The sequence below is a fragment of the Paenibacillus sp. NPDC057934 genome, assembly GCF_042887565.1.
In the GTDB taxonomy this organism is placed as follows: Bacteria; Bacillota; Bacilli; order Paenibacillales; family Paenibacillaceae; genus Paenibacillus_AQ.
The window spans coordinates 196,511-220,572 of sequence record NZ_JBHVPB010000002.1 but is presented as its reverse complement, the minus strand read 5'-3'; the positions used below and the strand labels follow the sequence as shown (position 1 = coordinate 220,572).

Annotated in this window: 24 protein-coding genes; 7 read left to right on the top strand and 17 right to left on the bottom strand. The window is 46.9% G+C overall.

From position 1 onward, the window contains the following. Positions 1-64 precede the first annotated feature (64 nt). Together ACFVRY_RS05505 and ACFVRY_RS05500 are read left to right on the top strand one after the other, a co-directional pair. Positions 65-484, top strand: coding sequence for a MarR family winged helix-turn-helix transcriptional regulator (locus ACFVRY_RS05505; RefSeq protein WP_387498129.1), 420 nt, complete (start codon positions 65-67; stop codon positions 482-484). 463 nt (positions 485-947) lie between these two features. Continuing rightward, positions 948-2,171 carry an MFS transporter gene (locus ACFVRY_RS05500; RefSeq protein WP_387498127.1) on the top strand — a complete coding sequence of 408 codons (1,224 nt, stop codon included), beginning with the start codon at positions 948-950 and terminating at the stop codon, positions 2,169-2,171. A gap of 98 nt (positions 2,172-2,269) precedes the next feature. Here ACFVRY_RS05500 and ACFVRY_RS05495 read toward each other — a convergent pair whose 3' ends face one another. The 12 genes from ACFVRY_RS05495 to ACFVRY_RS05440 form a co-directional block, all read right to left on the bottom strand. Continuing rightward, the gene (locus ACFVRY_RS05495; protein WP_387498125.1) at positions 2,270-2,902 is read right to left on the bottom strand and encodes an SdpI family protein; all 633 of its coding nucleotides are present in this window, start codon (positions 2,900-2,902) and stop codon (positions 2,270-2,272) included. A 140-nt stretch (positions 2,903-3,042) separates the two neighbouring features. Next, positions 3,043-3,408: a thiol-disulfide oxidoreductase DCC family protein gene (locus ACFVRY_RS05490; RefSeq protein WP_387498123.1), complete on the bottom strand. Its 366-nt coding sequence runs from the start codon at positions 3,406-3,408 to the stop codon at positions 3,043-3,045. Positions 3,409-3,455: 47 nt separating this feature from the next. Beyond that, on the bottom strand, positions 3,456-4,082 hold the full coding sequence (locus ACFVRY_RS05485) for a sporulation delaying protein family toxin (RefSeq protein ID WP_387498121.1): 627 nt from the start codon (positions 4,080-4,082) through the stop codon (positions 3,456-3,458). A 75-nt stretch (positions 4,083-4,157) separates the two neighbouring features. Next, the gene (locus tag ACFVRY_RS05480; protein ID WP_387498119.1) at positions 4,158-5,087 is read right to left on the bottom strand and encodes a sporulation-delaying protein SdpB family protein; all 930 of its coding nucleotides are present in this window, start codon (positions 5,085-5,087) and stop codon (positions 4,158-4,160) included. Continuing rightward, positions 5,072-5,608 (bottom strand): SdpA family antimicrobial peptide system protein, encoded by a 537-nt coding sequence (locus ACFVRY_RS05475; RefSeq protein ID WP_387498117.1) that lies wholly within the window; start codon positions 5,606-5,608, stop codon positions 5,072-5,074. The genes ACFVRY_RS05480 and ACFVRY_RS05475 overlap by 16 nt, the downstream gene beginning before the upstream one ends. 416 nt (positions 5,609-6,024) lie before the next feature. Further along, positions 6,025-7,746: an adenine deaminase C-terminal domain-containing protein gene (locus tag ACFVRY_RS05470; protein ID WP_387498115.1), complete on the bottom strand. Its 1,722-nt coding sequence runs from the start codon at positions 7,744-7,746 to the stop codon at positions 6,025-6,027. Between the two features lie 22 nt (positions 7,747-7,768). Beyond that, on the bottom strand, positions 7,769-8,833 hold the full coding sequence (locus ACFVRY_RS05465; RefSeq protein ID WP_387498113.1) for an ABC transporter ATP-binding protein: 1,065 nt from the start codon (positions 8,831-8,833) through the stop codon (positions 7,769-7,771). A gap of 15 nt (positions 8,834-8,848) precedes the next feature. Next, the gene (locus ACFVRY_RS05460; RefSeq protein ID WP_387498111.1) at positions 8,849-9,637 is read right to left on the bottom strand and encodes an ABC transporter permease; all 789 of its coding nucleotides are present in this window, start codon (positions 9,635-9,637) and stop codon (positions 8,849-8,851) included. Between the two features lie 4 nt (positions 9,638-9,641). Next, positions 9,642-10,463, bottom strand: a complete 822-nt coding sequence (locus ACFVRY_RS05455) for an ABC transporter permease (protein ID WP_387498109.1) — start codon at positions 10,461-10,463, stop codon at positions 9,642-9,644. Then, positions 10,460-11,428: a nucleoside hydrolase gene (locus ACFVRY_RS05450; protein WP_387498107.1), complete on the bottom strand. Its 969-nt coding sequence runs from the start codon at positions 11,426-11,428 to the stop codon at positions 10,460-10,462. The genes ACFVRY_RS05455 and ACFVRY_RS05450 overlap by 4 nt, the downstream gene beginning before the upstream one ends. A 2-nt stretch (positions 11,429-11,430) precedes the next feature. Beyond that, on the bottom strand, positions 11,431-12,525 hold the full coding sequence (locus ACFVRY_RS05445) for an ABC transporter substrate-binding protein (RefSeq protein WP_387498105.1): 1,095 nt from the start codon (positions 12,523-12,525) through the stop codon (positions 11,431-11,433). Between the two features lie 292 nt (positions 12,526-12,817). Further along, positions 12,818-13,162, bottom strand: coding sequence for a DUF2294 domain-containing protein (locus ACFVRY_RS05440; RefSeq protein WP_066362899.1), 345 nt, complete (start codon positions 13,160-13,162; stop codon positions 12,818-12,820). Positions 13,163-13,431: 269 nt separating this feature from the next. Here ACFVRY_RS05440 and ACFVRY_RS05435 point away from each other — a divergent pair, with 269 nt between their 5' ends. From ACFVRY_RS05435 to ACFVRY_RS05425, 3 genes are all read left to right on the top strand, one after another. Next, positions 13,432-15,075 carry a helix-turn-helix domain-containing protein gene (locus tag ACFVRY_RS05435; RefSeq protein ID WP_387498103.1) on the top strand — a complete coding sequence of 548 codons (1,644 nt, stop codon included), beginning with the start codon at positions 13,432-13,434 and terminating at the stop codon, positions 15,073-15,075. A gap of 80 nt (positions 15,076-15,155) precedes the next feature. Further along, positions 15,156-16,268 carry an ABC transporter substrate-binding protein gene (locus ACFVRY_RS05430; protein ID WP_387498101.1) on the top strand — a complete coding sequence of 371 codons (1,113 nt, stop codon included), beginning with the start codon at positions 15,156-15,158 and terminating at the stop codon, positions 16,266-16,268. 729 nt (positions 16,269-16,997) lie between these two features. Continuing rightward, positions 16,998-17,627 (top strand): GyrI-like domain-containing protein, encoded by a 630-nt coding sequence (locus tag ACFVRY_RS05425; RefSeq protein WP_387498099.1) that lies wholly within the window; start codon positions 16,998-17,000, stop codon positions 17,625-17,627. Positions 17,628-17,848: 221 nt separating this feature from the next. Here ACFVRY_RS05425 and ACFVRY_RS05420 read toward each other — a convergent pair whose 3' ends face one another. Genes ACFVRY_RS05420 through ACFVRY_RS05405 form a run of 4 tightly spaced genes read right to left on the bottom strand, consistent with a single transcriptional unit; the run spans position 17,849 to position 21,434 of the window. Then, the gene (locus tag ACFVRY_RS05420; RefSeq protein WP_387498097.1) at positions 17,849-19,387 is read right to left on the bottom strand and encodes an MDR family MFS transporter; all 1,539 of its coding nucleotides are present in this window, start codon (positions 19,385-19,387) and stop codon (positions 17,849-17,851) included. A 55-nt stretch (positions 19,388-19,442) separates the two neighbouring features. Further along, on the bottom strand, positions 19,443-20,114 hold the full coding sequence (locus tag ACFVRY_RS05415; RefSeq protein ID WP_387498095.1) for a polymer-forming cytoskeletal protein: 672 nt from the start codon (positions 20,112-20,114) through the stop codon (positions 19,443-19,445). After that, complete coding sequence (locus ACFVRY_RS05410) at positions 20,107-20,790, bottom strand: hypothetical protein (protein WP_387498093.1); 684 nt, start codon at positions 20,788-20,790, stop codon at positions 20,107-20,109. Before ACFVRY_RS05410 ends, ACFVRY_RS05415 begins: the two co-directional genes overlap by 8 nt. Positions 20,791-20,804: 14 nt before the next feature. Continuing rightward, positions 20,805-21,434 carry a YhbD family protein gene (locus ACFVRY_RS05405; RefSeq protein ID WP_387498091.1) on the bottom strand — a complete coding sequence of 210 codons (630 nt, stop codon included), beginning with the start codon at positions 21,432-21,434 and terminating at the stop codon, positions 20,805-20,807. 289 nt (positions 21,435-21,723) lie between these two features. Here ACFVRY_RS05405 and ACFVRY_RS05400 point away from each other — a divergent pair, with 289 nt between their 5' ends. Both ACFVRY_RS05400 and ACFVRY_RS05395 read left to right on the top strand, forming a co-directional pair. Next, entirely contained in the window at positions 21,724-22,713 is a 990-nt protein-coding gene (locus ACFVRY_RS05400; RefSeq protein WP_387498089.1) for a GNAT family N-acetyltransferase, read from the top strand. Positions 22,714-22,758: 45 nt separating this feature from the next. Then, the gene (locus ACFVRY_RS05395) at positions 22,759-23,253 is read left to right on the top strand and encodes a GNAT family N-acetyltransferase (protein WP_387498087.1); all 495 of its coding nucleotides are present in this window, start codon (positions 22,759-22,761) and stop codon (positions 23,251-23,253) included. Positions 23,254-23,432: 179 nt separating this feature from the next. Here the strand turns inward: ACFVRY_RS05395 and ACFVRY_RS05390 are convergent, their stop codons facing one another. Further along, positions 23,433-24,041 (bottom strand): 50S ribosomal protein L25, encoded by a 609-nt coding sequence (locus ACFVRY_RS05390; protein WP_387498085.1) that lies wholly within the window; start codon positions 24,039-24,041, stop codon positions 23,433-23,435. Positions 24,042-24,062 lie beyond the last annotated feature (21 nt).

The following is a 24,062-nucleotide window of genomic DNA, read 5'->3' as shown; positions in this document are numbered from 1 at the left end:
ACACTTTTATTCATATTGAGCGCTGACCTTACATTCAAGCACTCTAACCAAAGAGGTGTGCGAGTTGAACAAGGAACCTATCGGGAAGCTGATCTCCCTGATTCATCGACAGAACCAAAAAACATTGTCCAGACAGCTGGTTACCTATGGAATTGGCAGCGGCGGACAGCACAGCTTTCTTAAGCTGATCATGGGGCGCCCGGGCATCACCCAGGAGCAGTTAACGAATGAATTAAAGTTCGATAAGGCAACCACTACAAGGGCCGTGAAGCTATTGGAGCAATCCGGCTACATCGAGCGGAAAGTCGATCCTGATGACCGCCGCTCCTACCTACTCTATCCAACATCCAAAGCCATGGACTTTGCGCCGATACTTCAGGGGATTCTGAATGGACTTAACCGCAAGCTCTCCCGTCATCTGACAGATGAAGAGGAAACACAGCTCATTTCCCTGCTAAAGCGAATTAGCCAGGAAGATGAATAACCTTTCCCCATATTTTCACTCCATTTCACTAAAAATAACCGCAAGCTTTTCCGTGATGGCGGATGGCTTGCGGTTATTATTTATTGAGACAACTTACTTTTGTCCTCCCACTTTACGTATAAATGTCTCTGCGAATAGGGCTGCATCCTTCGGCCATCTGGTGGTCAGTAGTTGATCATCCCCCACGATGAATGACGTGTTAAATGAAGGTCCCTTCACATAGCCTCCGGCTTCTCCAAATGCCGGGTCACCTCATCTTGGACATATTCTGGATATGTACGGTAGTTTCCCTTCAAGGGTCACTAAAAGCGGCCGTCATTTATCTACGCGATCATTTTATCACAAATTTTAAAAAAACATTTTGCCCAATGACCCTGGAGCCGTTAAAATGAAACTTGCATGAAAATACAGACCATTTCAGAAAGGATGCACATACACTATAGATTAGGAGCGAAGATACCACATGAATTCATCATCAAGCAAAGCGTCACCCTCGCCGAAAAAGGAACGTTTTCCTTTATCGCTGCTGTGTCTAACCCTTGGCGCCTTCGCGATTGGAATGACGGAGTTTATTATTATGGGTCTGCTGCCCAATGTGGCTCATGACCTTGGCGTAACGATTCCACAAGCGGGGCAGCTCATTACCAGCTACGCCCTCGGGGTTGCTATTGGCGCTCCGATCTTGACCGTATTCACCCATAAGCTGCCTCAGAAAAAACTGCTCGTCATCCTGATGCTCATCTTCATCGCGGGCAATGCCGTATCCGTCATCGCCCCAACCTACTCCCTGCTGATCGGAGCGCGCGTGATCACCGCTTTCGCGCATGGTACTTTTCTGGGTGTAGGTACAATTATCGCGGCCAGACTAGTAAGGCCGGAGAAACGGGCCGGCGCCGTCTCAATCGTATTGGCAGGCTTAACGGTTGCCAATATCATCGGTGTGCCGTTCGGAACCTTTATCGGCCAACAGTTGGGCTGGAGAGCCTCGTTCGGCGCCATTACCCTGCTGGGTATTGTATCCCTGTTCGGCATTATCCGCTTCATTCCTGTAATCACTCAGGATAAAATCAACAGCCTAGGCGAACAGTTCCGCGGACTGATAAATCCACAAGTCCTGCTAATCCTATTGACCGGAGCGCTTGGCTGTGGAAGTCTCTTCTCCCTGTTCACCTATATTACGCCGATGCTGGAGAATATCACTGGCTTCGCCGAACACAGTGTCACCTGGATTCTGGTACTGTTCGGACTTGGCGTGACCATCGGCAACATTGTCGGCGGCAAACTCGCGGACTGGAAGCTAATGCCTTCCCTGATTGTTAATTTCGCGGTTCTGGCCGTGGTGATTTCCATCCTTAATCTCACGCTCGACAGCCCGGTGCTGTCAGTCATCAATATCTTCTTCTGGGGCATTGCCGCGTTCGGTATTATGCCTGGCATTCAGCTACGCATCATGAATCTGGCGCATAAGGCTCCCTTACTGGCTACAACATCCAGCCACTCTGCGCTTAATCTGGGCAATGCTGGTGGAGCCTACTTCGGCGGGCTTGCGATTACTCACTATGGGCTGGAGTCCATTCCTTGGCTGTCCGCATCCCTTGCGATTCTGGGCTTCCTCGGTGCATGGCTCAGCTACGCCATTTCGCGGCGCAACGCTGGCGGGATGGGTCAAATCAATACCACGCCATAAGCAGACAAGAATTTACTCCTAGGGACAGCATCTTGCTGCCCCTGACAGACCAAAAGAGGCCTCGGCCTCTTTTGTCTTAAACCTATATTTATTGAATTCTAATTATTCAAGTCTTTGTCAATTAAATAAGATGCATAAACTGATATAGAACCTGCCACAATAACAAGACCTATGACCACTAAGGTTATATGTTCAGTCACAACTACAGATAATCCTAGAATCAAAAAACCTACAACAATAAAAAGATTTGATGCAAATTGATTTGCTTTCTTCCATACTCGCTCATCTTTCATCGTCCATTTTGTTCTTAGGCCATACATAGAATTTATTTTAACGTCTTTTACTGAATTAAAAAGATAGATAATTACAAATCCGAGAAATATTCCAACGAAAAAATTGAAATTAACCTTAAAACCTAAACCAAATGCAAGAATAAATAAATGAATAAAAAACAAAAAACAAAGTACTCCGTTTTGGACTTTATTTATAATATTTTCTTTATATGTCTTATTTTTTGATTTATTCATCTTGTTAACACACATACTTAAAAGATAAGAGAAGATCATAACAATCGGCATTATAAAGATTGCAAAGGATCTTTTAATAAATCCATCAGGTTCTCCCCTTATCCAATGAATAGCAATATCGTGAGGAAGATTTGTATACGCAATTAAACCTATAAGGACACTACTTAAAATAATGCCTATTTGAAAAAAAAACCTTTTCATCATTTTTTTATTTTCCTTTCATTGATATTCTAAAATTCATGTTAAACAGGAAAACTTTAAATCTGGACTCTAACTTAGCGTTACAAAGTATTATTAAAAATACACCATCAATATGATTGGATTGGTGTATTTTCAATAATTCATTATGGTCTTTGAATTTGACAGCTTTCATCACAAACAATTTTCCGGTTCCTTGCAATATAATTGTAAAGAGAGTCGCCTATTTTCACTAACTTCACAAAAATTAAAATAGGATAAATTATAATTAAAGGAGTCCTCCAAGCAATTTGCAAAAGAGTATCATATCCAGAATAAAATTTATTGTTGGAATTAAAAGAGTACATTTCTTTCTCCAACAACTTTAATGGAACAGAATAATTATTTTTTTCATCTCTGAAACTAACTAGTTCAATTAATGAAAAAACGTCTAATTTATTGATAATTTTGCTTGTTCTTGTGCACAAAGGACACCATGAATCATAAAGCACTGTCAAATTTTTTTTCTTCATTCCGTCACTTCCTTAGAATATCTAAACCAACTTCCCCCTATTGGATACTATAAATTAGTTACAATACTCTTTACAAATACTTCCTTAGATAATGTCTGGACACCTTTTTTAGACACAGCTAACGTTTGAGTTTGAACCGCTGCAGTTGTAAGATACACCCCGGCTTCTAAAACATATGCAGCTCCTGCTGCAACTTGAACAACAACGCCAGCATAAAAAACAAATACAGCACCGGCAACGACGAGCCATACAACACATAAACCGGTAGCCTCATCTGGTGCCATCTCACTAGTGACCACATACTCTTCCATTTTAGTTAGTTCCGAAGTTATAAGTGTTGCACCCTTCTCTAAAGAATCACTAATTACTTTCGGATTATTTGAATAGACTGCCTCTCTAAGTTCATTAAAATACTGATCATCCGCATTGTTTACTTTTTCAGTAATGTCGTTAGCGAATTTAATATTTTCTTCAGTATTGATTTCCTTTTTAGAGGGAAGTTCGGGAATATATTCAACAACCTCCCCTTGTCCTAAAAATAATCCTCGGAACAATTCTTCCCCTGAGAAATTGGTGAAATTTTTGTTTGCTTGAGCCTCCGTTGTAGAAGTATTCATGAATACCAAACCAAAAACTAAAACCACTGTCAATAAAGTCGCTAGTGTTTTCTTCAAAATGTACGCTCCTTTTTTTCTTTTTTATAGGGAAAGTTGGTTTAAACCGGAGTTTACTGATACTTCTACATCCGTTTATTGGGAACTGTGTAATAATCTTTTTTTGTCGTTTCTTATTGAGTTATTGAAAAATTGATATTCATTTTCAGTTGCACGGAAAGATAAAATTAGTCCTGCTATCATGATTGACGAAAAACTGTATAAACCAAGTAATAGTGCTATACCTACGTGTAAAATAGCCCCTATGTAGAAATATATCTTATAGTGCTTTATAGGTGCTAAAAGTGCAGCTCCCAGAACAATTTCAACAATAGTAGTCATCCAAGTAACAAAAAACACGAGGGGTGAAGTAAGAATAGGATTTAATAATCTTAATAATGTATCATTCAATCCTAACATCGCATTATTAAAGTAATAGTACACTGCTGTTCCATCTATCCATTCCGGATTCACTAAGCGGGCGATCGCGGCATTAAAGTAAATTATTGCCATTTGAACTTTTATACCGTACAAGAATATATTGGATACAATTTTAGAATGTTCCTCTAAAGTAGAATTAGTATATTGTTTTTGTTGCCAATGCCACTTTCGATTATCAAAAAAAGTTACTGGAAGTAACAGAAAGGTAATTGTTGCCGCGACTTGTTCACCGCCATCTAGTGTAGTCCCGGTATTCTGTAAAGAAGTAGCGATCCACCAATGAATAATCCCTGTAAATCTGGGTCTCCAACCACTTGCAATTAGACCAAGAAGGGCAATCACGACCCACTTTATTATTGGAAGATATTCTTTTGGTAAAACACAAAAAATACTAATTGAATACACCGAACAGTTAGGATACTCACTAATCCCAGCCAGTGGACGAAAGAAAGTATAAATATCTGTCACAAGTAACGTTATTAAAGTAGATAATGCAATTATCGTTCTCGCTAACCCATACACATTTGTCCAAGGTTTACTATTAAATGTGTGAATATAAATTAGATTACTTAGTTTATTGAGCATTTTGCTTCAACCTCCACAAATGATGACGGTTGATCTGATGAAGAGACTATATTCGCCCATGCCCATGGTACTGGTTCTCTTCTTACTATAATGTAACGACCACATAATGTTGGATTAGGGGATGGGTTATTAACTTTTACTACATCTTCAGTTTTTTTGATGCATTTATTTAAATTTTCTTCACACGTACTCCATTTTTTTTTCACTTGATAAGCTAATACCCCAGCCTCTATACCTTGCGCTCTTCCATTTCTATTAATTCCAAAGAGATTTCTCGCTGAATTATTCGGCCAGTTAACTGCTGATTGATAATTAGTATCAAGGATTAAAAACTCTTCGTCCCTTGGTGACTTGCTAAAAAAAGACCAACCTTGAGGGAATATTTTCAGAAATACATTTTTGGAACTCTTGATGTTCATCACATTCTCAGGAATCGCATTCAGTAATGAAAAAAAGAAAAGACACACTAATAACATTGAAGTTAAAAAAAAGGTAAGCATGCGCAGATTAGATTTTGACATTTAATATTAAACACCGCCTAGAAGAATTATAGTTTTGTTAGTAAAACATAGTTTGCGATTAAAAAATCAATACCTTTTGATTTAGAACTATAGCTAATTATCCAAACCCAATAGTTCATTATTATGTATATATATTAAAATTTTAACAATTTAATTATATGTTATATATACCAACATTATAACATATAATCCATTTATTTATATTTAAAGGGATTTATTTATATATTAATTTTATTAACTTTAGTTAATGAATTATTCAATCAAGAAAGTGTTTAGTACAATCCTCCTGTCAGCTTTCTAGCATACAGCAGGATAGTAGGTTGGATTCTAAATCTAGCTGTTAAAAAAGCGTCATGCCAGATTCCCTAGTTACAAGGGGTAAAGGCATGACGCTTTTTCTAATTAAAATTTATGTCTTACGCTTTTGGTAGATCGAACAGCAGCGGCACAACCTCGCCTTTGCCCACATCGATCAAACCAAGGTCGGTGATCTTGAGTGCCGGACTGACGGGCAGGGAATGCGTACTGATGGACATAATCGGATTGTAGTGATTATAGCCCAGCGATTCCATAGCTGACCGCAGCTCCTTCACCTTCTGGGCAGTGATCGCCAGCGATTCCTCGGTGAGAATACCACCGACCGGCAAAGCTAGATGGGCGAGAACCTGTCCGTCACAGACCACACAGAAGCCGCCTTGACCAGCGATGACTTCGTTCGCCGCTAGCGCCATATCCTCGGGGTTATGGCCGACGACCAGCAGATTGTGGTTATCGTGCGAATACGTGGTCGCGATCGCGCCACGCTTGATCGTATCGCCACCAATCAGGCCGTAGGCCCGGTTGCCGTTCTTACCGTATCGCTCAAAAGTAGCGATGAGGCCATAACCGCTCTCCTGCCATTGCAGCAGACCGTTACGAACCTCTGCCTCGCTATGCTTCTCCTCTGTGAAGGTGGATACGTTGTTGACCATCATTACGCGGCAGCCATAACGTCCATCCGTCTTCTCCGAGACAACCGTAAAGTCGGCTGCGGTTACGGGGCTAAGCTTCACACTCTGGTAAAAATGCGCCGGGAACCGGGGCTGTGACTCTGGCTGGGACTGCGGCTGATGACGGTCATAAGCCTGCTTGCCGCCCTTATATACAGCGTCCAGTTCAAACGAATGCAGATCGGACAAGAGCAGATAATCAGCGATCTTGTTCGGTGCAATCACACCACGGTCCTGCATTCTCATTCGCCGGGCCGGGGTAAAGGTTGCTGCATAGACAGCATCCTCAGGCGTCATGCCCATCTTGATCGCTTTGCGTACCAGATGGTCCAGATGTCCGGTAGCTACGAGCGAATCGGTCATCACATCATCAGTGACGAAGCAGAAATGCTCACCTACTGGATGCTCAATCAGGTAATCCACAACATCAGGGGTCATGGACTTCTCCTGAATCTCAATGAACATCCCGGCAGCAATGCGGGCGGTCAGCCCTTCAATGCTCTGGTGAGTATGATCCGAGTCAATGCCCGCGTAGATCAGTTGATGCAGATCGAGATCCAGCAGCTTCGGGGTATGCCCCTCAATCACCAGCTCCGGATAGCGGCTGCGGATATGCTGGAGTATACGGTTGCTTTTGCCATCCGGGTCACGAATGACATCGACATAATTCATAACTTCCCCAAGACAGATCATCTGCTCGGTCGCCATCAGTTGATCAATATCCTCAATCTCTATGGAGCCACCGGTAGTTTCCAATAGTGTCGCTGGTACAGAGCTTGGAATCGCGTAGAACATGTCCACCGTGCAGTCCCTACTTGCCCGAATCATCTCATGTACGCCCTCGACACCGAACACATTAGCCATCTCATGCGGTTCAGGAACGATCGTTGTCACCCCATGACGCAGAATGCCATAAGAGAACGTCTCCGGGGTAATCATGGTGCTCTCAATATGCAGATGGATATCAATCAGCCCGGGAACCATATATCTTCCTTGACCCTCAATGACCTCATTTGCAGTGAATGTATCCGCGCCCAGACCACCGATGTACAAAAACCGCCCATCCTTCACGGCCACATTGGCCAGCTCAAATCTTTTATAGTAACTGTTGTACACATTCACATTCAGAATTAGTTGATCCGTAACCATCGTATATGCTCCTTACTGCGGCTTACTGCACCAGCACTAGCTTGTCTTTTGGAAAATAAATCGTAACCTGCTCCCCTTGTGCAAAGGGTACATCCATCTCCTGATTGACCGTAAATATGCCTAGCTCCGTCTCTACTTCATACTGGTAACTGCGTCCCAGATAAGTGCTTACCTGCACTCTTCCTGAAAGGGTATTGCCTGAAAGTGGAGCCTCATGTGCGCTAGACCACAGTTGAAGGTCATCCGGCCTGATCGCCCCCAGCAATCCATTGTTGCCTGCCCCATTCGGGCGCTTGGCTGCCAGGAACTTCAAAGATCCCCGGCTCAGCTCGATATCCTCACCTGCATCGCTGCGGCTCTCGAAGGCAATAAAATTGCCAAAGCCGATAAACCGGGCCACATATTCACTAGCCGGATACTTGAAAATAGTGGTAGGGTGAGCCAACTGCTCAATCTTCCCGCTGTTCATCACAGCTACCTGATCGGAGATCGAGAAGCATTCCTCCTGATCATGGGAGACGTAAACGGTCGTAATGCCAAGCTCCTGCTGAATCCGGCGGATCTCGACGCGCATGTTCACCCGCAGATTCGCATCGAGGTTACTCAGTGGCTCATCAAAGAGCAGCAGATCCGGCTCGATCACAAGCGCGCGTGCTATCGCAACACGTTGCCGCTGTCCACCGGAGAGCGCCTTCGGCAGTCTTTTCTCAAAGCCGCCCAGACTGACAATCTCCAGCATACGGTTCACCCGCTGCTTCACTTCTGCTTCCTTCATCTTGCGCAAACGCAGGCCGAAGGCCACGTTGTCATACACTGACATATGCGGGAACAAGGCATAGCTTTGGAATACAAAGCCAAAGTTACGCTTGTTCACCGGTACATTGGTGTAATCCTTGCCTCCGAACATGAACTTGCCCTGCTCAGCATTCAGGAAGCCGGCGATTAAGCGCAGGGTAGTTGTCTTGCCACAGCCACTGGGGCCGAGCAGGGACAAGAGCTTCCCTTTTTCAAGCTGCAAATTGAAATCTTCCAATATAAAACGGTTGTCGTAAGCAACCGATACTTGTTCTAGACTTATTAGTGCCATTACCGTATGCCTCCGTTATCGTTTGGTAAAATAGGCGAATCCCATCAGCCGCTCGATGATGAACATCAGCGCAGCCGTCAGCACCATCAGGATGACCGAAATCGCTGCAATTGTAGGATCAAAATAATTCTGTACATAGGTCAGCATTTGAATCGGCAAGGTGCTTACCCCTGGACCGGTCATAAACACGGAGATATCCACGTTATTGAAGGATTCCAGGAAGGCGATCAGCACCGCAGCCAGAATGCCGGAGCGGATGTTCGGTAGCACGACTTTGAAAAAGGTCTCCAGACGACCTGCGCCCAGGCTCTGTGCAGCTTCCTCTACGGCAAAATCGAAATTGGCCAAGCTTGAGGCAATCACTCGGATAATGAACGGCAGCATAATCACCGTGTGGCCAATCAGCAGACCGGCATAAATCGGCAGTCCGTATACCACAATCAAATAGCGCAGCAGCGTGAACCCGAGCACAATGCCGGGAATGAGCACTGGTGACAGGAATAGCGCGTTCAGCGTATCCCGGCCCCGGAACTCGAACCGGCTCAGTGCATAAGCCGCCGGCACCCCCAGCAGCAGTGCCAGCAGATTGCCCAGCATCGACACTATAATGGAGGTCTTGAATGTTTCCATGAACATACTTACTTCAAAGATATTCCGGTACCATCGCAGCGAAAAGCCCTCCGGGGGGAATTTCAGGACAGTGCCCGGCTCAAATGAAGTAATAGAAATAATCACGAGCGGGCCTAGCAGAAACACAAACACCAGCAACGTGTACAGCGATAGCGCGCGGTTTCCTTCCTTCATCTTCTCACCCCTTCGGATTTAGTCGGTTCGCCCAGGCATTCATCAGACCAACCACCACAAATGTAATCACAATCATAATCACGGCAATAACAGACGCCGCCTGCCAATCATTCAAGGTCATGGCATTTTGGTACAGGAACGTTGCAACGACGCGTTCTTTACCACCGAGTAGCGCAGGTGTCGTATAGGCTGTCAAGCTGCCTACGAACACGAGAATACTGCCGATAATCAGTCCCGGTATAGTGAGCGGGAAAATAATTTTGCGGAAAGCTGTGAATGAAGAAGCTCCCAGACTGCGAGCAGCCCGTACCAGCTCATAATCCAGATTCTCCATGACGCCAAGCAAGGTGATAATGATCAGCGGCAGGAAGAGATGCACGAGACCGACCATCATAGCCACCGGTGTATAGAGAATTTCGAGCGGCTTTTGAATCAAACCGATGTTCATCAGGAACGTATTGAGCAGCCCCTTCTTCCCGAGAATGATCATCCAGCTGAAAGAACGGACAACCGGGCTGGTCAGCAGCGGGAAAATGGACAGTGCGAGCAGAATGCTTTTCTTGCGCATGCCGGCACGGGAAATATAATAGGCAGCAGGGTAGCCTAACACCACGCATACCAAGGTTGTCACTACACTCACCCGCAGGGTGGTGAGCAGGATTTTATTGAAATACCCGTCACGGAAAAAGGTCATATACCCTTCCAGAGTCAGACTGCCATCTGGCATAAAGGTCGAAACGATTGTTAGAATGATAGGGATCAGCATGAATGCTGCCAGGAACAGAAATCCCGGCAACAGCAGCAGATATAAATATTTTTTATTCATTGAGTGAACTCCCGCCCCGTCTTCAGCTCTTGGTTCAGACTCCCGATGAATAGCTTAAGAAAAGCGGGGTCATCCACCTCCAGGCAGACACTGACATTATGCGGCTGGTTCAGCCGGTTCTGGAAATCACAGACCGTCTGCCCGTCGCACAGCTCGCTCCGGGTCTCTACATCCACGTAATAATCCAGTTTTGTCACCAAGTCCGGATTAATCGCCACACCTACTGCCAATGGATCATGCAGGGCACAGGCTGCAACGCCGTTGCGCTCGTAATACCGCTGGCGGTAATCAGCCGTACTCTGCTCCACATACGCTGCGATCTCGGGATTCGTCAGCTTGGCAATATCCTCTTGCGACAGCAGCGCCTTGCGGGTGACATCCAGACCCACCAGAGTGAGGTGCGGGAAGCCCGCACCCATCACCAGCTTGGCGGCTTCGGGATCAACATAAATGTTGTACTCTGCCGTAGGGGTGATATTCCCTGAACCGCGCACCACGCCGCCCATGATGATGACCTCGGCGGTATGCTGCACCAGCTCCGGACATTTCTGCAGCACTTCAGCCAGATTGGTCAGAGGAGCGGTCATAATTAACGTGATCTCTCCCGGCTGACTCGTCACCTGACGGATGATGAAGTCTGCTGCGGATTCTTCCTCCGCACGCTTATTGACTACCATCTCCGCCAATGCGCCACCGATGCCGTCGCGTCCATGCACCCGATGCTCGAAATGTACCTCGCGGGTCAGCGGCTTGTCCGCCCCCCGGTGCACCGGAATCTCGTCCTGTACACCTAGAAACTGTAGGATTTTGCAAGTGTTCTCCGTCGCCTGATCCAGCGATACGTTACCATTGACCGTAGTGATGCCAAGGATGTCGAGCGCTCCGCTCTTCACCGCCAGCATAATGGCCAAGGCATCATCCACGCCCGTATCCACATCGAGAATTACTTTTTTACGAATAGTCATCCTTAACCACCGATCTCTTTATTCCAGCGATCCGTCCAAGCTTTGATGTTATCGTTGACGAATTTCATATCCAGCTTACGCAGCTTGCCCACAACATCTGCGCCGTAAGTTACGCCCTTGGCTTCCTCTTCGTTCAGAACAACTTCAGTGTTTACCGGGGAATCAACCTTGGCTTTAGCGGATTTCTCTTGAACTTCCTTGCTCAGCTGCCAGTTGATGAACTCTTCGGCCAATTCCTTGTTATCCGTACCTTTGACTACGTTGATGGTGTTCATAACAGCAAATGCACCTTCAGACGGAGCCACGAACTTCGCATCCGGTACTGCGGCTTGTAGATCCTTGAAGTACATCTCCATGATCGGCCCTCCGGCAATTTCCTCCTGGCTGAACATGTTCACGTATTCGGAAGTCTGGCTGTAGTATTTAATCACGCTCGGGTTAATTTCTTTCAGCTTCGCAAAGGCCTGATCTTCATTGAAGTCAGTGTTGCCAGCAACTACAGACGCTGCATCTACCATCATCGGTCCTGCAGTGGCCGTAATCGCCGGAAGCGTCAGATTGCGATCAAACGCAGTCCAAAGATCTTTCCACGATGTGATCTCACCCTTGACCAAAGCCGGATTGTAGGCGATGCCGAGACGTCCAATCGTATAAGCGGGACCATACCCCTCACCTAGCGGAGCTTTGGCAATATCATAGACATGCTCGAGATTTGGCACCTTTGCGGTGTCGATGGTATCAATCAGTCCTTCATTAATCCCTTGCTGAGCATAGTAATCGGATAGGTAAATGACATCCACGTTCGAGCTACCCTGACGGATCTTGTTCAGGCGCTCAGCGTTGTTGCCAATTTCCACGACAATCTTGACGTTGTGTTCTTTCTCGAAAGGTGCATACACTGCTTCCTTGAAGAAGTCTTCCGAGAAGCCCCAGGTGGAGATTACCAGTTCCTTGGGTGCTCCTGATTTCCCATTGTTCCCAGCGGTTCCGCTGTTAGTTCCGTTAGCAGTAGTAGCAGAATTACTTCCCGATGATCCGCAAGCGGTCAGTGCCGCAGTAAGTGTAAGCGCAAGTGCTGTTCCCCAAATCTTTTTCATAATCCAATTGACCTCCCAGATGTGTGTGTATAAAGCTAATATGGCTTAAATCTCATAATTCTCGTTGACAATCGGTCATTTCAGCCCGCATTTTGGGCAACTCGCGATGTTGACAGCACCTCCTAACCTTAATTAAATTCTATGGTTCCCATTTTTTCCCATAAAAAAAGAAAAGTATTCTTGTAGGAACAAGAACACTTTTCTCCGTATAAACAAAGGAAAGAGCTACCCGTTATAGAAAGACGGTCTTCGCTTAAGATAGATCAAAAGCAAAAATCCGTATAGGTATTTTTTAATCTTCAGCCAAAATCATGTTCGTAAAAGCCCATTGGGTTCGCGCATCATAATCTCTCAGCAGAACCTCAATCTTTAGCTCCATCTCTTCCTCTAACCTTTCCTGGAACTTCTTCTTGAACAGGAGCGACATCCGAAAGTCCACTTCCTGTTTAAGCTCCGGCGCCTCGCCTTCCAGTGCGGAAGAACGGGGAGAACGGCGGTGTTTGGCGTGAAAGGTAATGACCCGCTGATCGACAGTTACGCGGAGCAGGGTCGTCCCGAAGCCAAACAGTTCCTTGGAAAGCTCATTGTAGATCTGGCACATCTTCTTCTTGTTATCATTACTGTCCAGTTCTGCCATGAAACCACCTTCAACAACAGAATATCGTACAATCACATCAATATTTAATGCCATTATACATAATTATTGCGTTTCAGGCAAGAAAAAAGGCAAACATAACATGCAAGTCACTCCAAACACGAACGATAGATCCTTTTAATAATGAAATTTGAGCCTTTCTGCCCCCCTGTCAGACCTATCATCCCCTGCAGACGGTTTGACGTTGATAATAATTATCAATTAAAATACTTCATATATAAAAGTACGTTCGACTAGGAAGGTGCCCTGACATGTTTACCAAACAAGATTATACAGCCGGGGAACATGACGAGGTATTAAGCCGTACATGGTTCAAGCTGGTCAACATAGAGTTGGTCGGCTATAGCAGAGACTATTGGTCGTATCGGAGAGAGCTGGCCGATCGGCATCTGCTGATTGTAGCTGGCAGTGAATGGAACAGGGTCGTGGTAGACGGACAGGCCCTCGCTACGTATTCAGGCATGGTAGTGGCTTGCCGGCCCGGGCAAAGTGTGGAGATTGGCGTCACCTCGGAAGAGGGTCACCCGTTATACTTATTGTATTTTGAAAAGGGAAGTGTTGGCCCAACAGTGATAGATCACCCTACAGCTGAAAACCAACAAAGCAGAGACTTGGAAGAGGAATCCCGGATACCGGCAGCTCCAGCCATATGTGGCCAAATACACCGCAGTTGGCTAAGTGAAGGTCTGGCGGATAAGATGCGCGCCCAGGCTACATTTCATGAATTGCTGGCACTGATCATAGAGTACCAAGGACAAGAAACCGTGAAGCTGCTAGCCAAAGTCAAAGCAGAGATCGACCGCAATTATTCCGAGGAAATCACGATTGAGCGCCTGGCTGTAGCTTCCGGGATCAGCCGCTACCACTTAATGCGAATTTTCAGGGACCGTTATGGAAAAAGTATTGGCGAATATGTCACAGGAATCCGTTTGCATCATGCCAAACAGCTTATGCAAAAACGTGAACATTCCATCCATGAGATTGCCGGAATGGTTGGCTTTCAGAGCGAATCTTATTTCCGTACCGTCTTCAAGAAGCAAGTGGGCATGGCTCCAGCCGCCTATCTTCGCAACCGTTCTTTCAAAGTGGCAGCTTACAGCTGGCCAATCTTGGGTCATCTGCTTCCGTTACAGACTATTCCCTTTGCCGCTCCCATGGACCATTATTGGACAGATGACTATCGGCGGCGGTACGGCAGCGATGTAGTCATCCAGCTTGGGCATGAATATGAATTCAATCGTAACGTGCTTAGACAGGCTCAGCCCGATCTTATTATCGGCCTGGACAGCACCATTTCACCAGAGGAAGAACAGCGATTGCAGGAGATCGCGCCTGTTCTGCTGCTTCCTTGGATGAGCGCTGATTGGCGGAGTCACCTGCTGCTGGTGGCTGAAGCTCTGGGCCGAACCCATGAAGGGGAGCAATGGCTTGAACAATATGACCGTCAAGCACGTTCTGTTCGCGAGCAGGTGCAACCCATCATTAAAGATGATACAGTGCTGGTACTGAAGATTTCTACAGACGGGCTATTTGTGTGGGGACGCAAAGCCATGACCGTGTTGTATGATGATCTGAAGATTACTCCTGCTCCCCTCGTTAATGAAATTGAATGGTTCGAACCAATCGAAGCCTGGCAGTTAGCTACCTATAATGCTGACAGATTGGTGGTAAGCGTGGACAATGATACTGCTTCCCGTCTGCTGTGGGACAAGCTCCAACAGTCGAAGCACTGGACCACACTGGCTGCCGTTAAGCATCATGCAGTACACAGCTTACCGGGACATTCCTCCTGGGTATTCCCCTGGATTGAGTATACGGCCTGGAATCATAAACTTCTTTTGGATAACGCACCCATTTGTTTTTGTGCGCCCATTCCTCAGAATACAGCACGATAGTGAATATACAGGGGCGGCGGATTGCGATATACTCCTCATTAATGATAATGATTATCAAATGAGAATGTGGAGGAATACAAATGCAACACAACTTATTTGCAAGACCTACATCCGGCAAAGCTAACCCTAAACGCCGGAAACCCCCGGTGTCCCTATTATGGGTCGCCTTGGTATTAGTATTCACACTGACCCTGACCGCCTGTGGGGCCAATAGCAATAGCAGCGCTGAGAGTAAGGGAACTAACGAACCTACAGCTACGGCTCAAGCTACTGCGGAACCAGATAGCACTAATGAACAAACGGCCGGATCGAATGCAGGCAAAGATCAAACGAAGACCATCAAGCATGATTTTGGTGAATCCGTCATCCCTGCACATCCTAAACGGATCGTCTCCATAGGAATGGAAGACATGCTGCTGTCCCTTGACGTCCCAATGGTTCAAGCCTTTAGTACAGATGGTTATTATCTGGACAAGCAGCTCAAGGACAAAGGAATCGCCATCAACAGCTCCTTCGATATTAATCTGGAAGCCATTACAGCTGCCGATCCTGACCTGATCATTATGAATAAATACATGACCGACGAGCAGGGCTACGAGAAATTGAGCAAAATCGCTCCGACGATTGCCTATATCCGTGATGACTGGCAGACTGCCATTCTTGAAATTGGCAAGGCAGTTGATAAGGAAGATAAAGCCAATAGCGTACTGAAAGCCTACCAGGACAAAGTTCAACAGGCCCAGGCTACCATCAAGCAAGCTGTCGGCGAGGACAAAACTGTAGCCTTTATCCGTCCGACCACCAAAGATGTTGAATTGGATTTCCCGGAATACGTATGGACCTCGGTGCTGTATAACGAGCTTGGACTGAAGCCAGATCCAGAAGTGTTGAAAATCGCCTCCACCACTACGGACACATGGGGCGGCACCATGTTGTCACTTGAGATGCTCCCTAAACTGTCAGCCGACTACCTCTTTATGGATTACGGTGCTTCTATGTCCAGTGAAGAAGAATTTCAACAATCGGTCCGCCAATCTGCAGAAGTGGAGAAGCTCAGCATCTGGAAGAGCATTCCCGCTGTCCAAAAAGGCAATGTCCACCAGGTGTCCGCACGCCACTGGGCGCTTAACGGCCCTATTGCAGACAGCCTGAAAGTCGACGATGTTGTTAATGCCCTTACTGGAAGCAAATAAGGCAACACTTTCGTAGTGTCATTTTGGAACGAGAAACAATATAAGCTGAACAAAAGAATGTAGCGAAAAGCGAGAAGAAGCAAGGGGAAAGTTTAGACTGTGTGAGCGAGACGCTCAGATGCAAGCACTCCGTAGGGAAGCTTGTATGGGAATTCTAAGCTTTCTCCAGATTATAAACGCATTAAGCGGAATTAAAATTCTAACAGAAGAATGGGAGACTGCGTGCCGAAGGGATTACGATTTCAGGCATTATTCTGGTGAAGCCGGGGCTTTAGGACAGAACTTTAAGATACAACTTTAGGGCGCTAATCCCCGATCCCCCTCCCTGTTTTCTTAACCGCGAAAAATGGTCTACCTCCTAACTAAGTACATTTTTTGTACCTTATTTTTCTTGAATGTAGGTAAAAATAGATAATAAGGGCATTATTGTATCTTATACTCCAAAAAAGTATGCTGAACGGGGTATTCTGGAATATTAAGGTACAATATTGCACTTAATCCCCACTAACTTATATCTACAGAGTATTTAAGATACAAAAATGCCGTTAATTACATCCTGGGAATAACTTCTAGGCCTTGTTTGTTATTTTAATATGTTCTATATGAGAATAAGCTCCTGCCGGAATCTTTGGCAGGAGCTTATTCTCATTTGAGTGCGTTTATTCCAAACATGACATAGTGCTGTCCAGTTGCCTGTGCTATTCTACCTCAAAAGGAGGCGCTACTCAGATGAAATACGAATGGAAGAAACAGGACAAATCCCTCTACCTGCCACAAGCGAAACCAGAGCTGGTCACGGTTCCCGGCTTTAATTATTTCATGCTGGAAGGACTCGGCAATCCCAACAGCGACTTATTCTCCGAGACGGTAGGCGTACTATATTCGCTCGCCTATGCCGCCAAAATGCTCCCCAAAAAAGGAAAACTGCCCGCCGAGGGCTATTACGATTACTCCGTCTTTCCGCTCGAAGGCGTCTGGGATCTCACCGAAGAAGGAAAACAGAAAGATGTTCTGGATAAAGACGAGTTGCTATATACGCTGATGATCAGGCAGCCAGAGTTCGTCACAGCGGACCTCGCAGCGGAAATTCTGGAGACGGTGAAGCTCACTAAGCCGCATGTGCTGATGGAGAAAGCCCTCTTCGGCAAGGTCGAAGAGGGCCTTAGTGTACAAATGCTCCATTACGGATCGTATGACGATGAGCCCGAAAGCTTTGCAGTTATGGAGGACTACTGTATACAGAATGGACTGAAACGAGCCTCCAAGACCCACAGGGAAATATACCTGACGGACGCCCGAAGAACCCGCCCCGACAAGCTGAAGACGGTCCTCCGATTCAAAGTTAAACGGACAGAATAGGCCCGAACCGATTAGGGCAGATCGGAAAGCAAAACGATCAACCATGAGGAGGCGCCATACCAGATAAGACGAACCAGATAAACCATACCAGGTACGCCATTCCTAGAAATGACATACCGGATATATCAAACTGGATATATCAAACTGGATAAGCCGAACAGGGACGCCAAGCCGGATAGGCCGAGCAAGGCCCCCCCTTCGCCCTCCGTAAACATAACTACCTAGTGCCCGGACGCCGCCGAATCTCCTGCTGCTGATGCATCCATCTTCTGCCGGCCCATGAAGAAGGAAGCCAGCAGCGCTAAGGCGGCCGGAACGAGCGCCCAAGCAAAGGTATGCGTGATAGAAGAGGATAATCCTTCTGTAATCTTGGACAAGATCTCAGGCGGAATCATCGCTCTAGCTTCCGGTGACAGCAATGAATGCGGGTCTTTGAAATCCAATGCTCCGCCTGGAGCCCCCGCACCCCCGCCTCCAGCGAACATGCTGGACAAGCTGCCGGTGAAGTAATGGCTTTGGATAATGCCAAAGCTGGTAATTCCGACTGTCATCCCCAGCGAACGCAGGAAATTTAGCGTTGCGCTGGCTGAGCCGCGCTGCTGAGCGGTCAGCCCATGAATAGCAGCTGTGCTTAGCACCGAGAACGAAGCGCCGATACCAAGTCCGATCAGGATCATATAGACGGTCACAAGCAGACGCGAAGCATCCGGCGCAAGTGTCGCCACAAGCCCTGTTCCCACCACCAGCAGCGCAAGGGTAGGGATCAGCAAGCTACGGTAGCTTACTTTTGACATCAGAAAACCGCCCGTTGTTGCTGTAATTACAGAACCTACCATCATAGGTAGCAGTACCATCCCCGAGTTCGTCGCCGAACCGCCCATAACCCCCTGAATAAAGATCGGGATATATACAGAAGCCACAATAAATGCCGCTCCGCTAAACAATGCGCACAGGATGCTGAAGGCGTATAACCGCTTTTTGAACAGTGCGAACGAAATAATCGGCTCCGCCGCCTTCGTCTCCACATATAGGAATACTGCCGCCAACACAGCAAACGCTACGAATAACCCCAGAATCACCGCCGAATCCCAAGGATACTGCTTTCCACCAAGCTCCAGTGCGAACATTAAGGAGATGACCGCCCCAAGCAATGTGCCTGCACCCAGCCAGTCAATCGGCTGCTTGGAATGCTCATGCGATTCTCGGTAAAAGAACACCACCATCACAAAAGCAATCAATCCCAGCGGCAGGTTAATGTAAAACACCCATTGCCAGGCGATATGGTCTGTAATGTACGCCCCCAGCAGTGGGCCAAAAACACTCGACAAGCCGAATACCGCGCCGAATGCCCCGCCCAGCTTGCCGCGCGACTCCAGCGGAACGGCATCGAACATAATCGCAAAAGCAATCGGAACGAGTGCACCGCCGCCAATACCCTGAACCGCCCGATAGGCCGCAAGTTCAGTAATCGTGCTAGCTGTCCCGCACAGCGCCGAACCAACCATAAACACGATAATTCCGAAGATAAAAAACTTCTTCCGTCCATACATATCCGACAGCTTGCCAAAGATCGGCATACCTGCCATTTCTGCAACGAGATAAGCGGAGGTTACCCAGACAAATTTGTCCATGCCCCCTAGTTCTCCTACAATATTACCCATAGCCGTTGCAACAATCGTACTGTCCATAGAAGCCATCAATATTCCCAGCAGCAATCCTGCAATGACTATGCCCAGATTGGGCGACTTGGCTGCACTCATCTTTTCCACTCCTTAATTTCTGTATATCTCAATAACTGTACAGCTTAACAACCTGTCAGATCTTCACCTGTTGCTTCACCATCGCATTCTTGTGAATCTCCAGCGTTCCCCGGTATTCCACCCTTTCAATTACACAATCCGTGCCGATGATCACTGATCCACCACGAACAGTATCGGCTACTGTACATTGCAGCTCTATAGTATCTCCTTCAATCTGGCTAGCTCTGAAAATAACATCCTGATTCCCTTTTATTAAATTAAGCAGTTTACCCGTCTTGTTTTGCTTAATGACAATGGTACCGCCGCCAACCTCACGGGCCTTGCTAGACCCATACAAGTTGATCTGCAGCCGCTCTGCGCTGAGCAGACCTTCCACCACGGCCGCGCCGGAAATCTCCAGCTGCTCTGCTTCACAATCACCATCTACCACAAGACTTCCACTAAAATCTATCTGTTCCATTCGAGCTGAGGCTGCTTTAACCTCGCCTGTTCCACGCAAGGATTGCCCTGTAAGCACTCCAGCTACAGCAAGTTCACCTGTCACTTTCAGCTTTTCCAAGCGCAGGTCACCATCCACCCTTACATTACCGGTCAGACTCAATCTCCGACAGTCTACAGTATCATTGAATTGGCACTCACCTGTCACTTTAACATTCAAGAAGGAACCTCCCCCTGAAGTGCTAGTACCCACCATACTGAGGTTGCTAAGCATAGTATTGTCAGACACCGATCTTCTCCTCCCTTCCTACTCTGGCTCCCGGATGTACGGTTAGCTGTGAGCGATATTCCACGGCCCCGATCGTGCAGCCCTCTCCTATGATGACAATATTACCTCTGATAACATCGGCATTGGTGTATTCCACATCGATGAAGTCACCCTCAATACTCCCAGCGTTCAGCTCCGGCTTGAGTTTAGGGAACATTCCTCCTAGTAGCCTGTTCCACGTCCCTTGATTGTTCTGACGAATCACGAGACTCTCGACACCAATCTCATTGGCCTTGCCCGGTCCATGCAGGACAAAATCCACATGCCCCGCGCTTAGCAGGCCATTCACTGTAAAAGCCCCTTCTCCGGTTAATTCCTCTAGCTCGCAATCTCCCTTCGTGCTGATCACACCATTGAGCACACAGGATTCGCCCCGCAAGGCCCCTCCAATTCGGACCATCCCTTCCGCCTTGAGCGTTCTAATTTTCAGACTTCCCTTAACATTCATATTACCGTTGCATTCCAGTTCTTCTGCCCGAAGATCATCCTTCAGATGAACATGACCATTCCCTTTAAAAATCCGCGCCTCCACCGAACCGTTAACGGTAGCTACGCCATCTAGCCTAACCGTATCATACGTGCCTCCAGAGGCCCCGCCTACGCCAGCAATGACCAAATCACCATGTTGCTTCACCATGTTCATTCCCTCCATTAAGTAAGCTTTCCTCTTAACTGCTCCATAAGATTCGCTACGGTGATTCGGTTAACTAACCGCACCCCTTCGTCAAAGAACAGTTCAGCAGGTGCAACTGTAAGCAGGAAAGATGTCACGCCCATTTTGCGGACAAAAAACAGCTCCCATGCCTTCCCTTCCAATCTCGCCGAATTCTCATGCAAGGTACGGAAGAGCAAATCTGCTTCTTCAAGATTCATCTCTCCTCTGCTCAGCAGACTGTCAATGGCGAACAGATACATCACTTCATCAATCGTGTATTTCTCCTCAGCCTCCGGATGCTTGCCGAAGCGATCTAGCACCAATAACGAAACAATGTTACGTTCCAACAATTCTTCACCTGATATTGATGCCTTGCTGATCGGCGGGACTGAAGATAATTTGTCCGCCAGCTCATCCAGCGAAAGATCGTCCTTCATACTTACAATGTTATCAATACGGGCCAGAATCATCTTTCTAGGAAAAAAGGTTTCTTGCCCTGTAAAGGTTGATTTGCGGATAAACCATTCTTCAGGAATCAGCTGCTTCCGCTTCCAGCGGTAGAGCTGTCCGTATGATATGCCGGTTAAATCCAGCAAATCCTTCTTGGATATCTGATCTTCTTCCATCTTGATCACTCCTCGCGATCATCGTAACATAACACTGTTACGTTGTAAATCTAAACCTAAATGTATTTACACTTCTCCTCCCGTTTTTCCATCCTGATTCTATACCAGAACACTGCGGAGAAACCTCCGCCCTGAGGATGATTTTATGGCTCCTCAAGGCGTACATCTCCCTATGGTGTCTGGGTTGGGAGATGGGTAGAGATGGGTAGAGTTTGTTATATTGGTTTTTTCCATATATTCCTTTTTTCAGACCTGCCATAATGAAAGAAGAAATGAAGGGGGGAACACAATGTCAATTACACTGCGGCCTTTACAATTGCCGGAAGATTATACCGGTCTGGCCAAATTGCTTAATACGGAGTGGGCGGAGCCAACCACTGCCGAGCAGCTTGCGGAGGATGATGCTAAACTCTACGAGGTTGGTGATACCTATAAAGATGAACAGGGGCTACTTGCAGGCTATGACCGAACCCGCTATGTTGCAGTGAATGAAACGAACGAAATTCTCGGGTACGTCAATTGCTGGCGTGCGCCCTGGACGGAGCCAGGCCAACTGGTGAACCTGATGGTCGTGGCCGAGCAGCACCGCCAGCAGGGAATCGGACAAAAGCTGTTGGATCATGCCCTCAAGTGGGGCCGTCAGCTTGGAGCCTCCACCCTTGTTGCTCAGGTCTGGGACGATAAGCCGGATTCTCTTAGCTTTGCTGCACACCGGGGCTTTGAGCAGGAACGTCATATTTTTCAATCCGTGCTGGACATAGCGAAGGTGGACTGGGAGAATTTTGACGAGGAACGCGTCATTTTGTCGCTGGAGCAATCCGGTCTGCGTTTCACGACACTCGCGGAGGAATCTGGCGAAGTCTCTGAGCAGAAACTTTATGAGTTGTATAAGGAAACTGCGTTTGATATTCCAGGATATACCGGTGATTTTCCCGTGATTGAAGAATGGCGTAAATGGCACTTGATGCTAGATGGTTATGCGCCAGATCAGGTGATTATTGCTGCGGATGGCGACAAGTATGTCGGGGTATCGAATGTGCTGCACAATCAGCAAACCAACGGCATGTATCATGAATATACCGGGGTAAGCCGTGCCTATCGCGGCCGTAAAGTCGGGCTAGGACTTAAACTCAAGGCCGTCCAGCTGGCCAGACAAGTCCGTGCAGATTACATCCGAACAGACAACGATTCCACTAACGCTCCGATCCTGAAGATCAACCGGCGCCTTGGCTATGCACCACTGCGGGGATCATACCGGATGTTTGGACGACCCTTTTAGAGGTAGGCCCGATTGGCCACAGGCTCCTAAATAGGAGGAAAGAGAATGGTTCAATTACTCCTTGTACCAGAAGACAAACAAAAGGTATTGTACAACCTCTATCAGTTATATCTTCATGACTTCAGTCCATTTACTGGGGAAGAGATAAATGAGAGTGGTTTATATGACATCTCCCTGGAGCATTATTGGCGGGATTCCCGTTGGAATCCGTTCTTCATTACCTCCGGTGAACACATTGCCGGATTTCTTGTTGTGTTATTCGAGAATCAGGATACAGATCCTGATCCTACCCACGTTATTTATGATTTTATGATTCTCCGGAAATTCAGGAGACAAGGGTTGGGAAGAGCAGCAGCCAAACTGGCCTTTGACTCGTTCAAGGCTAACTGGAAAGTTGCCCAGATGTCATCTAATGAAGCTGCGGTTTTATTTTGGCGTGAGATCATTGGAGAATATACGCATCAGAGATATACAGAGTCGTTCAGGAGTGATCAGAACAAGTATATTCAAGCCTTTAACACCAAGGATAATACGTTGTAGAAGAATATTTTGAAGAGTCACGCAGTCACACTATGGAAAACACGAATATGATGCTTTGCTTTAAAATCATCGTTAAATCTTCCTATTCTGATTAGCGCAAAAAGAGCAGGTATTTCCCCGAAGAGATTTGCCTGCTCCTGTGATTTAAACCTATTCCAACGCCACATACGCGGCCTGCCTTATTCCTCAGTCTTGGCCTCGGCAGCAGCGTCTGCGGCCGTTTCACCAGCTTCTTCGGCTAACGCCTCTGTAGCTACCGGCGGTGCGATCCGGATAATTAGCGTATCTTCCGGTGTCAGTACCTCCCAGCCCTCATGCTTCGGCAGGTCGGAGACGAGCAGCTGATCACCGATCTCCAGGCCGCTGATGTCCACATCGAACGTTGCCGTCAACTTATCCGGCAGTGTGCGAATATCCAGTTCATACAGCTCTACCTGCTGCACGCCCCCGCTCTTCACACCAGCCGAGTCTCCTGTAAAATGAAAGGCGACCTTCGTATCCAGTTCTGCCTTCATATCAATTTGTTGAAAATCCACATGCAGCAGACTACGCGACAGCGGCTGACGCTGTGCTTCTTGAATCACAGCATTTTTGGCACCTGCGCCCGGTAGTTCAAGCTTCAGGATCGCCCGTGGATTCTTGCTTAGAATTTCGTTAATCGTTTTTGCATCCGCAGAAAAGGAGTGCGTATCTGAACCTGCACCGTAGACAACGACCGGTACAAAACCTTTACGCCGCTGGGAAGCAGCCTTGCCGGATCTTTCGGTCAAACGTACTGTTGTATTCATTACAATTCCTCCTAAGTAGGG